The sequence below is a fragment of the Methylobacterium sp. B1 genome (assembly GCF_000333255.1).
In the GTDB taxonomy this organism is placed as follows: domain Bacteria; phylum Pseudomonadota; class Alphaproteobacteria; order Rhizobiales; family Beijerinckiaceae; genus Methylobacterium; species Methylobacterium fujisawaense.
Genome location: NZ_BACT01000274.1, coordinates 1 through 12,120 on the forward strand (window position 1 = coordinate 1; position 12,120 = coordinate 12,120).

The 12,120-nt window shown below is 69.8% G+C and carries 12 protein-coding genes and 1 riboswitch; of the genes, 9 read left to right on the plus strand and 3 right to left on the minus strand.

The genetic code is table 11. The features are described from left to right. On the minus strand, window positions 1–1,736 hold a 1,736-nt coding region (locus I53_RS07860), incomplete at its 3' end, for a peptidylprolyl isomerase (protein ID WP_043348824.1). 187 nt (window positions 1,737–1,923) lie between these two features. Between I53_RS07860 and tpiA the strand changes: the two genes are divergently transcribed. Next, window positions 1,924–2,685, plus strand: coding sequence for a triose-phosphate isomerase (gene tpiA / locus I53_RS07865; RefSeq protein WP_043348827.1), 762 nt, complete (start codon window positions 1,924–1,926; stop codon window positions 2,683–2,685). 144 nt (window positions 2,686–2,829) lie between these two features. Here the strand turns inward: tpiA and I53_RS07870 are convergent, their stop codons facing one another. After that, a complete protein-coding gene (locus I53_RS07870) occupies window positions 2,830–3,276 on the minus strand; it encodes a nuclear transport factor 2 family protein (protein ID WP_043348830.1) in 447 nt (148 codons plus the stop codon). A gap of 308 nt (window positions 3,277–3,584) precedes the next feature. Between I53_RS07870 and secG the strand changes: the two genes are divergently transcribed. From secG to I53_RS07890, 4 genes are all read left to right on the plus strand, one after another. Beyond that, entirely contained in the window at window positions 3,585–4,004 is a 420-nt protein-coding gene (secG, locus tag I53_RS07875; RefSeq protein WP_043348833.1) for a preprotein translocase subunit SecG, read from the plus strand. Window positions 4,005–4,160: 156 nt separating this feature from the next. Beyond that, window positions 4,161–5,789: a CTP synthase gene (locus I53_RS07880; RefSeq protein WP_043348836.1), complete on the plus strand. Its 1,629-nt coding sequence runs from the start codon at window positions 4,161–4,163 to the stop codon at window positions 5,787–5,789. A gap of 57 nt (window positions 5,790–5,846) precedes the next feature. Next, a complete protein-coding gene (locus tag I53_RS07885; RefSeq protein WP_043348839.1) occupies window positions 5,847–6,299 on the plus strand; it encodes a DNA polymerase III subunit chi in 453 nt (150 codons plus the stop codon). Continuing rightward, window positions 6,299–7,894 carry a peptidase S10 gene (locus I53_RS07890; RefSeq protein ID WP_083935998.1) on the plus strand — a complete coding sequence of 532 codons (1,596 nt, stop codon included), beginning with the start codon at window positions 6,299–6,301 and terminating at the stop codon, window positions 7,892–7,894. The genes I53_RS07885 and I53_RS07890 overlap by 1 nt, the downstream gene beginning before the upstream one ends. 63 nt (window positions 7,895–7,957) lie before the next feature. Here I53_RS07890 and I53_RS07895 read toward each other — a convergent pair whose 3' ends face one another. Next, window positions 7,958–9,316 (minus strand): discoidin domain-containing protein, encoded by a 1,359-nt coding sequence (locus I53_RS07895; protein ID WP_043348841.1) that lies wholly within the window; start codon window positions 9,314–9,316, stop codon window positions 7,958–7,960. A 166-nt stretch (window positions 9,317–9,482) separates the two neighbouring features. After that, a riboswitch (cobalamin riboswitch) is annotated at window positions 9,483–9,676 on the plus strand. A 35-nt stretch (window positions 9,677–9,711) separates the two neighbouring features. On the opposite strand from I53_RS07895, the gene I53_RS07900 reads away from it, so the two are divergent. Genes I53_RS07900 through cobW form a run of 4 tightly spaced genes read left to right on the plus strand, consistent with a single transcriptional unit; the run spans window position 9,712 to window position 12,073 of the window. Beyond that, window positions 9,712–9,894, plus strand: coding sequence for a CbtB domain-containing protein (locus tag I53_RS07900; protein WP_043348844.1), 183 nt, complete (start codon window positions 9,712–9,714; stop codon window positions 9,892–9,894). A 16-nt stretch (window positions 9,895–9,910) separates the two neighbouring features. Further along, the gene (locus tag I53_RS07905; protein ID WP_043348846.1) at window positions 9,911–10,648 is read left to right on the plus strand and encodes a CbtA family protein; all 738 of its coding nucleotides are present in this window, start codon (window positions 9,911–9,913) and stop codon (window positions 10,646–10,648) included. Next, window positions 10,641–11,042: a DUF1636 domain-containing protein gene (locus I53_RS07910; RefSeq protein ID WP_043348849.1), complete on the plus strand. Its 402-nt coding sequence runs from the start codon at window positions 10,641–10,643 to the stop codon at window positions 11,040–11,042. The genes I53_RS07905 and I53_RS07910 overlap by 8 nt, the downstream gene beginning before the upstream one ends. Next, window positions 11,039–12,073 (plus strand): cobalamin biosynthesis protein CobW, encoded by a 1,035-nt coding sequence (gene cobW, locus I53_RS07915; protein WP_043348852.1) that lies wholly within the window; start codon window positions 11,039–11,041, stop codon window positions 12,071–12,073. The genes I53_RS07910 and cobW overlap by 4 nt, the downstream gene beginning before the upstream one ends. Window positions 12,074–12,120 lie beyond the last annotated feature (47 nt).

Genomic DNA, 12,120 nt, shown 5'->3' on the forward strand with positions numbered 1-12,120 from the left:
ACCGTCGCCGCCGTGACCTTGAACACCGCGCGCGAATCTCCGGCCGCCGCCGTACCGGCCTTGCCGACCGGGGTCGCGAAGATCAGGTTCACGTCATCCGGCTTGAGCATGTCCTTGGCTTGATTGCGTGCGAGATCCTGGGCCTCCTGCAGGTTGACGCCGACCTCCTGCGCTGCAGCCTCCATGGTCTCGCCCTTGTTGATCTTCTCGACCAGCTCGCGGCCCTTGGCCTGAAGGCGCTTGGCGATCTCGGTCGCGGTCCAGCCGGCCTTCACGCCGTCCTTGACCTCATCGAGGGGCTTGTCGTGGGCGGCATCGATTCCGGTGACGTCGTACCAGACGTAGCCGCCGGTCTTGGTGCGCAGAGGCTCGTTGTCGCCGCCGATCTCGGCGCGGAACAGGGCCGGCACAGTGGTGTCCGGATCGGGGATGTCGGCGACCCGTTGCCCGTCCGGTCCCTTGCCGTTCACGTCCACGGCCTTGACGCTGACGATCTTGAGACCACGCTCCGCCGCGATGTCGGCGAGGGGCTTTGCACCGGCCCGCTGATCCTCGATCGTGTCGCGGGTGGTCTCCATCGCGTCGCGGGCGCGGGCCAGGGCGAGGCCCTTGCGGATCTCACCCTCCACGGCCTCGAAGGGCTTCACCGTCCCGGGCTCGATCTTGGTGACCCGCAGCAACACCGTGCCGAAGCGGCCCTGGACGGGCTGGCTCACACCGCCCTCCGGCAGCGCGAAGGCCGCGTCGGCCACCGCCTTGTCGAACAGCTCGCTCTTCGTCAGCGTTCCGAGGGTCAGGTCCTTGTCGTCGGTGCCGCGCTCCGTCGCCACCGCCTCGAACGTCTTGGCGCCGTCGGTGATCGCCTTGCGGGCCGCCTCGGCGGCGGCCGGATCGGGGAAGACGATCTGCTGGATGGTGCGTTTCTCGGGCGCGCCGTAACGATCCTTGTTGAGCGCGTAGGCGGCGCGGGCGTCGGCCTCGGTGATCGCGTCCGGCTTCGCCATCGCCTCGGGTTCGACCACAAGGAGGTTGACCGCGCGGAATTCCGGCGCCCGGAAACCGGACTTGTTGGCCTCGTACCAGGTCTTCAACTCGTCGTCGGTCGGCTCGGGGATCTGCCCGGCGACCGAGGGCGTCAGCATCAGGTAGGCGGCGGCACGGCGCTCGGTGGTGTAGCGATGGACCGCCTCACGCATGGCGACCGGCACATGCAGGTCCGACGACACCGCCTCGGCGAGTTGCAGACGGGCGATCACGGAGCGCTGCTCGCGCACGAACATGCCCTCGTTGAGACCCGCCCGCTGCAGGGTCTGGTAGAAGAGCTGCGGCTCGAACTGGCCCTGCGCGTTCTGGAAGCTCTTCTCCTCGTGGATCGCCTTGATCACCGCGGAATCCGGCACGACGAGGCCGAGATCGTGGGTCTTCTGATCGAGGGCGGCCTCGGTGATCAGCTGGGACATCACCTGCCGGTCGAGGCCGAGCATCCGCGCCTGATCGGGCGTGAGGGGACGCTTCAACTGCGTCTGATAACGCTGCAACTGGTTCTGATAGGCTTGGCGCACCTGCTCGGCGGTGATCGGCGTGCTGCCAACGGTCGCCACCTTGTTGCTCGCGCCGCCGCGGAAGAACTCCTCGACGCCGAAGATCCCGACGCCGGCGATCAGCAGCGTGAAGATGATCGTCAAGACGATCTTGCCGAGCCAGTGCTGGCTGGCGTTGCGGATGCCCTGAAGCATGGTCTGTGATCGAGTACCTTCGGCAGCCGTCCCGTCGCCGGGCCGGCGCTGTTCCTGAGAGCCGACCGCGATAGACCATTCGCGTCCACAGGCAAAGACTCAGGCGCTTCGGCGCGTTTGCGCGCTCAAGCTCGCTCTGGTAGGCCCCGGCAACTTCGGGAAACGCCGCGGCGGAGCGAGGGCAGGAATGACGCAATCGGGGCGCAGGCCGCTTGTCGCCGGCAACTGGAAGATGAACGGGACCCGGGCATCCATCCAGGTGGTCGAAGCGATTCGCGACGGGCTCTCGCCCGACCTCGCGGCCCGCATCGACGTGCTGATCTGCCCGCCCGCGACGCTGATCGGCTCCTGCGTGGCGGCGGCCGCCGGCTCGCCCATCGCCATCGGCGGCCAGAACCTCCATGCCCGCCCCAGCGGCGCCTTCACCGGCTCGATCTCGGCCGAGATGCTCGCCGATCTCGGCGCGCAATACGTGATCGTCGGTCATTCCGAGCGTCGGGCCTACCACCACGAGACCGATGACGGCGTCCACGCCAAGGCGCTGGGTGCCCGGCGTGCCGGTTTGTGCGGCATCATCTGCGTCGGCGAGACCATCGAGGAGCGCGAGCAGGGCCGCGCCCTCGACATCGTCCGGGCGCAGCTCGCCATCGGCCTGCCGAAGGGCGCCACGGCGGCCGACACGGTGATCGCCTACGAGCCGGTCTGGGCGATCGGCTCGGGCCGGACACCGACGCCGCGCGACATCGCTGAAGTCCACGCATCCCTGCGCGAGATGCTCGACAAGCTCGTGGGCGACGAGGCGCACAAGATCCGCATCCTCTATGGCGGCTCGGTGAAGCCCGGAAATGCCCGCGAACTTCTGTCGGTGGACAACGTCGACGGCGCCCTGGTGGGCGGCGCAAGTCTCGTGGCCGCGGATTTCCTGGGGATCTGCGCCGCCTACGCCTGAGCGCGCCTCTGACGGTTCGATGCGCTCGCGGCGCTTGCCGTTGTCACGCGCCGCAGGGAGATCCCTGTCCTTGCAAGGCCTTAATGGGGCGGCACCAGACTGCTCCGCCGGCGCGGGCGGAGCGGCGATCGCACGGAGGCGCTGTCAGATCTTGAAGGCCTGACGCGCGAGCAGCCGCCAGCGGCCCTGATCCCGGTGCCAGACCTGCATCACGCCGATATGCACCGGCGCCGTCTTGCCGCCCGAGACGACCTCGCCCGTGAAGACATGGCGGGCGACGGCGTCGTCGCCGACCACCGAGACGGAGCGGTCCGACAGGGTGATGCTCGGGAAGGCCGAGCGCTTGCTGATGAGCGTTTCGACGAACGCCGTCTTGTCCTGCACCTGACCGCTGGAATGTCCGTAGCTCAGACCGTCGAGGACCAGGGCGTCCAGGGCCGGCCCGTCCGCGGCCAGCAGGGCTTGGGTCAGAGCGTCGACGGCCTGCTCCACGGCGGCGGCGTCGGGCCCGGCGGCCGTGCCGGGGACGGCGCGGATCAGAACGGGCGCGGCGATGGCGGCAACGAGCGCCACCCGGCGTGACACGGACATGGTTGGCCTCCCGGACGGGGCGGCGCGTTCGATCGGCCGCTCTCTCCCGTCCAGAAATCACGCGGCGCGGCCGAAGGCGAGGGGCGCCGCCGACAGCCGGCCGCGCGCGTCAGGTTGGCGGCGGGCGGCCGGTGGTGTATGCCGTCGCCCAATTCCGGCCGGTCCGCCCGCAAAGTCGCCCACGAGGCTTCCGCTGCACGCATGCGTGCCGGGGAGCACCGGAAGCGGCGGCGGGCTCCGGCCCTCGTGCGTTCGTCTCCCGGTGCCCGCTGCCGGCGCGCGGCGCTGAAGAAGATCCCGGAACACCGATGCAGACCGTCCTGATCGTCGTCCACCTCATCATCGTCCTCGCGCTGATCGGCGTCGTGCTGCTTCAGCGCTCCGAGGGCGGCCTCGGGCTCGGCGGCGGGGGCGGCGGCGGCGTCGCGGGGTTCATGACCGGCCGTGGCCAGGCCAACGCCCTGACCCGGGCCACGGCGATCCTGGCGGCCCTGTTCTTCACCACCAGCCTGGCGCTCGCCATCCTGTCGCATCGCTCCGCGGCGCCGAAATCGATCCTCGATACCGGCGCGCCGCAGACGTCGGGCCAGCCCGCCAAGCAGCCGACCGGCGCCGACAACCTGCTCGACACGCTCCGCCAGCAACAGGACCGGGTGCCCGCCACGGCGCCGGCCCAGCCGGCCGCGCCCGCCCAGCCGGCGGTCCCGGACGCGCCGCAATCCCGCTGACGGGCTGCGCCCGGAACGGCGCAGCGTCTCATTCCATCTCCGACGGGCCGGCACTCAGCCGGTCCGTGCCATGCGTTCCATGATCCCCAGCCCATGCGCGGGCCGGGGCACGGGTCGTTTGGCAAACGGCAGCAGCTTCTTTATGGACCGAGGCCCATGACGCGGTACGTTTTCATCACCGGCGGCGTGGTCTCCTCCCTCGGCAAGGGGCTCGCCTCCGCAGCCCTGGCGGCGGTGCTGCAGGCCCGCGGCTACCGGGTCCGGATGCGCAAGCTCGACCCCTATCTGAACGTCGATCCGGGCACGATGAGCCCGACTCAGCACGGCGAGGTGTTCGTCACCGACGACGGCGCCGAGACCGATCTCGACCTCGGGCATTACGAGCGTTTCACCGGGGTCCCGGCGAGCCGGGCCGACAACATCACCACGGGCCGGATCTACCAGGACATCATCGCCAAGGAACGCCGCGGCGACTATCTCGGCGCCACGATCCAGGTGATTCCGCACGTTACCAACGCGATCAAGGACTTCGTCCTCGACGGCAACGACGCGTTCGATTTCGTGCTCGTCGAGATCGGCGGCACCGTGGGCGACATCGAAGGGCTGCCGTTCTTCGAGGCGATCCGCCAGCTCGGCCAGGAACTGCCCCGCGGCACCTGCTGCTACGTCCACCTGACGCTGTTGCCCTACATCCCGTCCGCGGGCGAACTGAAGACCAAGCCGACGCAGCATTCCGTGAAGGAGCTGCGCTCCATCGGCATCCAGCCCGACATCCTGCTCTGCCGCTGCGACCGGGACATCCCGGTCGATGAGCGCCGCAAGCTCGCGCTGTTCTGCAACGTCCGCGAGACCGCGGTGATCGAGGCGCGGGACGTGGCGTCGATCTACGAGGTGCCGCTCTCCTACCGGACAGCCGGCCTCGACCGCGAGGTGCTCGGCCATTTCGGCCTGGAGCACGGCGAGGAGCCGGATCTCGGCCGCTGGCGGACGATCTCCGAGCGCGTGCGCAACCCCGAGGGCGAGGTCTCCATCGCCATCGTTGGCAAGTACACGGGGCTCAAGGACGCCTACAAGTCGCTGACCGAGGCGCTGACCCACGGTGGCATCAGCCATCGGGTCAAGGTCAACCTCGAATGGATCGAGGCCGAGGTGTTCGAGCGCGAGGATCCCGCGCCGTTCCTGGAGGGCCTGAACGGGATCCTGGTGCCGGGCGGGTTCGGCCAGCGCGGCGCCGAGGGCAAGATCCGCGCGGCCCGCTACGCTCGCGAGAAGCGCATCCCCTATCTCGGGATCTGCTTTGGGATGCAGATGGCCGTCATCGAGGCCGCCCGCTCGCTCGCGGGAATGCCGGACGCCAATTCCACGGAGTTCGGCGAGACGTCCGAGCCTGTGGTCGGCCTGCTCACCGAGTGGCTGCGCGGCAACGAGCTGGAGCGGCGGGCTGCGGCCGGCGATCTCGGCGGCACGATGCGGCTCGGTGCCTATGAGGCGAAGCTCGATCCCACATCCAAGATCGCCCAGATCTACGGGTCCGAGCAGATCTCGGAGCGCCACCGCCACCGCTACGAGGTCAACATGGCCTATCGCGAGCGGCTGGAGGCCAAGGGCCTGCGCTTCTCCGGCGTCTCCCCCGACGGCCTCCTGCCCGAGACGGTGGAGCATGTCGGGCACCCGTGGTTCATCGGCGTGCAGTTCCACCCGGAGCTGAAGTCGCGCCCCTTCGAGCCGCACCCGCTGTTCAAGGGCTTCGTCGGCGCCGCGATCGAACAGAGCCGGCTGGTCTGAGCCGCGGCGGCGCGCCGCTGCTCGCGCGGCGGGCCGGAGCCCTATATCCTCGGCATCGTGACCGAGATCCTCTTCTACCATATGCAGCGGCAGCCCTTGGAACGGGTGCTGCCGAGCCTCGTCGAGCGCTCGCTGGACCGCGGCTGGCAGGCCGCGATCCAGGCCGCCAGCGAGGAGCGCCTGCAGGCGCTGGACGACCACCTCTGGACCTATTCCGACGAGAGCTTCCTGCCGCACGGGACCGATCGCGAGCCCGACGCGGCGAGCCAGCCGGTGGTGCTGACACTTCGGGACGTGAACCCGAACGCGGCCTCGATCCGCTTCCTCGTCGAGGGCGCCGACCTGCCGCCCGATGCCGGCACGTATGAGCGGATCTGTATCCTGTTCGACGGGACCGATCAGGACGCCCTTCTGAGGGCGCGCGAGCAGTGGAAGCAGGCCAAGGAGGCGGGCCACACGGTCGCCTACTGGCAGCAGGACGATTCCGGACGCTGGAACAAGAAGGCGTGATGGTGGCCCTCAACAGACTTCTCGCGCGCGCCGCGCTCGCCTTCGGCATGCTCATCGCCCTGCCCTCCGCCGGCTGGGCAGAGGAGGCGCCGCACGGACATCCGCCCGCGGAGAGCAAGCCGGCACCGCGCGGGCCGGACGGACGACGCCTGCCCCCGGATTCCGTCACGAAGCAGAGCGTCACGCTGCCTGACGGCAGGGTCCTCGACTTCACCGCCACGGCCGGCAGCCTGCCGCTCGTCGACGAGGCCGGCAAGCTGCAGGCCGAGATCGCCTTCGTGGCCTACACGGTGGCGTCCAAGGACGGCCAGGAGCGCCCGGTGACCTTCGCGGTCAATGGCGGCCCGGGCGCCGCGTCGGCCTACCTCAACATCGGGGCGATCGGCCCCTGGCGGCTGCCCGTCGGCGGCGACAGCATCAGCCCGTCGCAGCCGGTCACGCTCACGCCCAACGACGGGACGTGGCTCGGCTTCACCGATCTCGTCTTCATCGACCCCGTCGGCACCGGCTACAGCCGGGCCGCGGACGGCAACGGCAAGGCCTACTGGTCGATCGAGTCCGACGCCGCGACCCTCTCGGCAGCCATCGCCCGCTACCTGCGCAACAACGATCGTCTAGCGAGCCCGAAGTTCTTCGTCGGCGAGAGCTATGGCGGGTTCCGCGGCCCGCTGATCACGGAGAAGCTCCAGGAAGAGATCGGCGTCGGCCTGTCGGGCATGGTGCTGCTCTCGCCGGTGCTCGACTTCGGGTGGCTGGAGACCCCGCGGGCCAATCCCTGGGGCTACGTGCTGAAGTTGCCGTCGCTGGCGGCCGGCGCGCTGGAGCGGGCCGGGACGGTACCCACGCCGGCCTTGCTGGGGGATGCCGAAGCTTACGCATCCGGTGCCTATCTGGCGGATCTCCTGAAGGGGCCGAGCGATTCCGCGGCGGTTGCGCGGATGACCGAGAAGGTCGCCCCGCTGGTCGGGCTCGATCCCGCCCTGGTCCGCGCACAGGCGGCGCGCCTCTCGACCCGAAGCGTCCAGCGGGAGATCGATCGTGCCGAAGGTCGCGTGACGAGCGCCTACGATACCGGCATCACCGGCTGGGACCCGAATCCGGCCGCCGCGCAATCGAGCTTCGAGGATCCGCAGCTCACCGCGCTCCAGGCGCCGCTGACCAGCGCGATGCTCGATCTCTACGCGCGCACGCTGAAATGGCCCGTGGCCAACATGCGCTACGAGCTCCTGAACAATGCGGTCAATCGGGGCTGGAGCTGGGGCTCGGGACGACAGGCACCGGAGGTGCTCTCGAACCTTCAGGGCACCCTGGCCCTCGACGGGCACCTGCGTGTCCTCGTGGCGCACGGATTCACCGATCTCGTAACCCCGTATTTCGCCTCGAAGCTCCTGCTGGCGCAGGTCCCGGCCTACAGTGCCGGTCGCCTGAGCCTCGCAGTCTATCCCGGCGGCCACATGTTCTACACGCGTCCGGATTCCCGCGCCGCCTTCAAGGCGGATGTCGAACGGATGTACATGGACGCTCTGAAGGTCCGCGATGGCGGCTCGGCGCGTTCGGCCGGCGCACCCGCGGAACGTCTCAGGACCGCACCGTGACGTGTTCGGCCGGGATGCAGGCAGCGGGGTCGTCGCCGGTCGGATCGTGACCGGCGCGACCGATCAGACATCGTCGAAGGCGAGAGCTTCGGCCGGGTACTCCACCATGCTCCGGCGCTGAGCGTCGGTATTCTGCCACTCGCCGACCTTCATGTACCGGCCTTCGCGATCGCGAACCTCGACCACTTTCCCGATCGTGGGAATCGACTGGAAGCCCTGCGGCCAATTGGACGCGAAGTAGAACACCTGCTCGACGCGCTCCGAGAGGTGGCAGATCGCCGGCCCGAAGGTTCCGAGCCCGAAGACGAGGTAGCGGCCGTTCACCAGAGCGGCGACGTCGGAGATCAGCGATTCGCTCTGGATCTCTACGGGCAGGCCGCGCTGCGCCGCATAGGCCTCCACTTCTGCAATGACCGGGTTGAGACGGTTCTCGAAGACGAGCTTGACGGAACGAATGCGGCCCTCGGCCTGCAGCCGGTCGATGACCATCCGGTAGAAGGCGAAGGGCGGCTGCGGATAGTGCGGGTCGACCCAGGTGCTGAAGATGTCGCCCGACCGGATATGGATCAGGAGCTGATCGTCGGGCTTGGCCGCAAATGTCCGCGGCAGGCCGTTGAACAGGGGCCGGATCACATCCTGAACGATCGCGCGCGAGTCGATCGGGCCCTGCAGCGCCGTCACCCGCTCGAACTGCGTCGGATCGAAATACAGCCCGGACAGGAAGTAACCGTCCGGCGGAAGCGGCTCGTCCGGCGGAATGAACGTGATGCCGTCGCAGGTCAGCCTCTGGGTCAGAAAGATCACCTTGCTGCGGTCGACCTTCGGGACCTTGATGTATTTCAGGTTGAGCGCCTTCGCGATCGAGACCGCGATGATGTACTGCACGAGGCAGTTCCCGAAGGCGCCGTTCTCGAACAGCGACAGGCCGACGAGGTTGCGGCTTGCCTGGCCAGGCGCGGATTCGAGATTGTAGGTGACGTAGACGTTAGCGCCGGGCTTCTCGTTCAGGAGCGTGATGTCGAGCCCGAGCAGCGCCCGCAGGGCGATGAGGTCGATGGCGGCTTCATCGGCGCGGATGTCGACGCCTGCGACGAGCGCCGGATCCGGCACCGCGATCCGCACGAGACGCGCCCAGGCCCGCTCGTCGGCGCCGATGGCGGCCACGAGGGCGCCCGGCTTGGCGATCCAGCCGACGATGTCGGGCGCGGACCACGTGACGCCGTCCTGCGAGACCTCGACGGCCACATCGCCGACCTCGGGCGCGACAGTATCCTGTACGGGTCGCAGCGCGACCGCGCGGATCGGAAAGCGACCGTCCAGATCGATCTCGAGCCAGGCGGTGCCTTCGTCCTGTACGATCCGGGGGCCGCGGCCGGTGGCGAGATCGACGAGGACCGGGCTCGGATCGTCTGCGAGGGCCATCGGGTCTCCGAGAACTGAGCGGAGGCGCCCATGCCGGGCCGGCCGGGCATCCGGTGCGGCGGTGCCCGCATCGGGGCGCGGACGTCAAGCCCGGCCACCCGCGAAGGGACGCACGGGAATCCGAACGGATCTGGCGCCGCTCCGTTGTGTCGTCGCCGGCATGCGTCTACAACGTGTCGGTGACGGTGCCCTGGCAACGGGGTGAAAAGGGAATGCGGTGAGGGGTTTCGCCCCGATTCCGCGGCTGCCCCCGCAACTGTGAGCGGCGAGCGCCTGCCAAGCGCCACCGGAGCGATCCGGGAAGGCGGTGGGCGCGCCGAGCCGCGAGCCAGGAGACCTGCCGTCGCAACAGGATCCCGCAATGCCGCCGGTGGGGCGGCTGGAGACACTCGACGATGACCGCTCAGACCCTCGCCCCCGTCGCCGCCGGTACCCGCTCGTCGGAGCGTCCGGTCGCCGTCGCGCTCGCGGCCATGCTGGGCCTCGGCCTGCTGTTCATGGCGGGTTTCTCGCCGGCGATCGCGTTCCACAACGCGGCGCACGACTTCCGCCATACCCAGAACTTCCCCTGTCACTGACGCCCTCGGCGCAGGGATGATCATTCGGCTTCTGTCGGCGGCCCTGGCCGCCGGCTTCTTCGCGGCTGCCGTTGTGACGGGCCTCGAACTCACGCTGACCTCGCCGCTGATCGTCGCGGCCGAGCGCTACGAGCAGCAGGAACCCTCGCATCAGGCCGCGAAGGCCCTTCCGATCGTGCTCGCCCATGCCGGGCATGACCACGCCGCACCCGACGCGGCACCGGAATGGCAGCCCGGCCCCGGACTGCCGCGGATGGCCTTCACCGGTCTTGCGACCCTCGTCGGCGGCGTCGGCTACGCCCTGCTGCTCGGCGCGGTGATGATCGCCTGCGGCCGCGAGCCGACGCCGCAGGTCGGTCTCGCCTTCGCGGTGGCGGGCTTCGCCAGCGTCGCCCTCGCGCCGGGCCTCGGCCTGCCGCCGGAACTGCCCGGCAGCGCCGCTGCACCGCTGGCCGCGCGGCAGGCCTGGTGGGTGATGACCGCGGCGGCGACCGGAATGGGACTCTACCTGATCACGATCCGCCGTGCTCTGATCACGATCCTGGGTGGCCTCGTCCTGATCATAACCCCCCACGTCGTCGGCGCCCCGCAGGCACCGGAGGGCGCGTCGGAGCTTCCGGCCGCACTGGCCGCACAGTTCGCCGCCCGGTCGCTGGCGATCAGCTTCGTCTTTTGGATCCTGATCGGGTTGGGGCTCGGCTGGGCGTGGCAGGCGTTTTCCCGCGACACGCAACGGGGAACGGCCCGTGCCTGAGACCGTCCTGTACGTCTGCACGACCTGCCGCCGTCCGGACGACGATCCGGATGGACCGCGCGCCGGAGCACGCCTTCTGGAGGCGCTGCAGGCCGGGAGCGCCGGCACCCCGGACCTGCGGGTCGAGGCGGTGGAATGCCTGTCGGTCTGCAAGCGGCCCTGCACCGTGGCGGTCGCCTCGGCCGACCGCTGGACCTACGTCTACGGCGACATGGATCCGGCCGCCTCGGCGGAGACCATCCTCGCCGGGCTCGCGGCCTATGCGGCGACCTCGGACGGCATCGTGCCCTGGCGCGAGCGTCCGGAGGCCTTCCGCAAGGGCGTGATCGCCCGCATCCCCCCGTTCCCTGAACCCCGCCCGCTCCCCGCCGGCACCCTGGAGGCCGCGGAATGACCATCGTGAACAAGATCCCCTGCACCATCGTCACGGGCTTCCTCGGAGCCGGCAAGACGACTCTGGTCCGCCACGTGGTCGAGAACGCCAGGGGGCGCCGCCTCGCCATCCTGGTCAACGAGTTCGGCGACGTCGGCTTCGACAAGTCCTTCCTCGCCGCCTGCGGGGTCGAAGGCTGCACCGAAGAGGCTATCGTCGAGCTGCCGAATGGCTGCATCTGCTGCACGGTCGCGGACGATTTCGTTCCGGCGCTGGAGACTCTCCTCGGCCGCGCCGAGCCGCCGGAGCACATCCTGATCGAGACCTCGGGCCTCGCGCTGCCGAAGCCGTTGGTTCAGGCGTTCCAGTGGCCGGCGATCCGCTCGCGGGTCACCGTCGACGGGGTCGTCGCAGTGGTCGACGGCCCGGCCGTCGCCGCCGGCGTCTTCGCGGACGATCCGGAGGCACTGGCCGCCCAGCGGGCCGCGGACCAATCGGTCGATCACGACAATCCGCTGGAAGAGGTCTTCGAGGACCAACTCCTCTGCGCCGACCTCGTGGTCCTCAACAAGGCCGACCTCATCGATGCCCCGACCCGCGCTCGGGTGCGTGCCGAGGTGGAAGGCCACCTGCCCCGGGCCGTGAAGGTGGTGGAGACCGAGAAGGGCGTCATCGACCCGCGGGTGCTGCTCGGTCTCGCGGCGGCCGCCGAGGACGATCTCGATGCCCGCCCGTCGCATCACGGCGAGGGCGAGGATCACGACCACGACGACTTCGAGACCGTGGCGCTGCCCGTCCGCCCCGCGATCACGGCGGGCGATCTGGCGGCCCGGGTCGAGAAGGCAGCCGAGATCCCGGGCGTCCTGCGGATCAAGGGTTTCGCCGAGGTCGAGGGCAAGGCGATGCGCCTCGTGGTGCAGGGGGTCGGCCGGCGCGTGGCCCACCATTTCGACCGGCCGTGGAAGTCCGGGGAGGCCCGGGACGGCAACCTCGTGGTGATCGGCCTCAAGGGGTTCGACCAGCGCGCCGTCGCTGCGGCCCTCGCGGGATGACGGCCGCCGCGCGCGCCTGCGCGGCTGACGGCGGCGCGCCGTGCGCG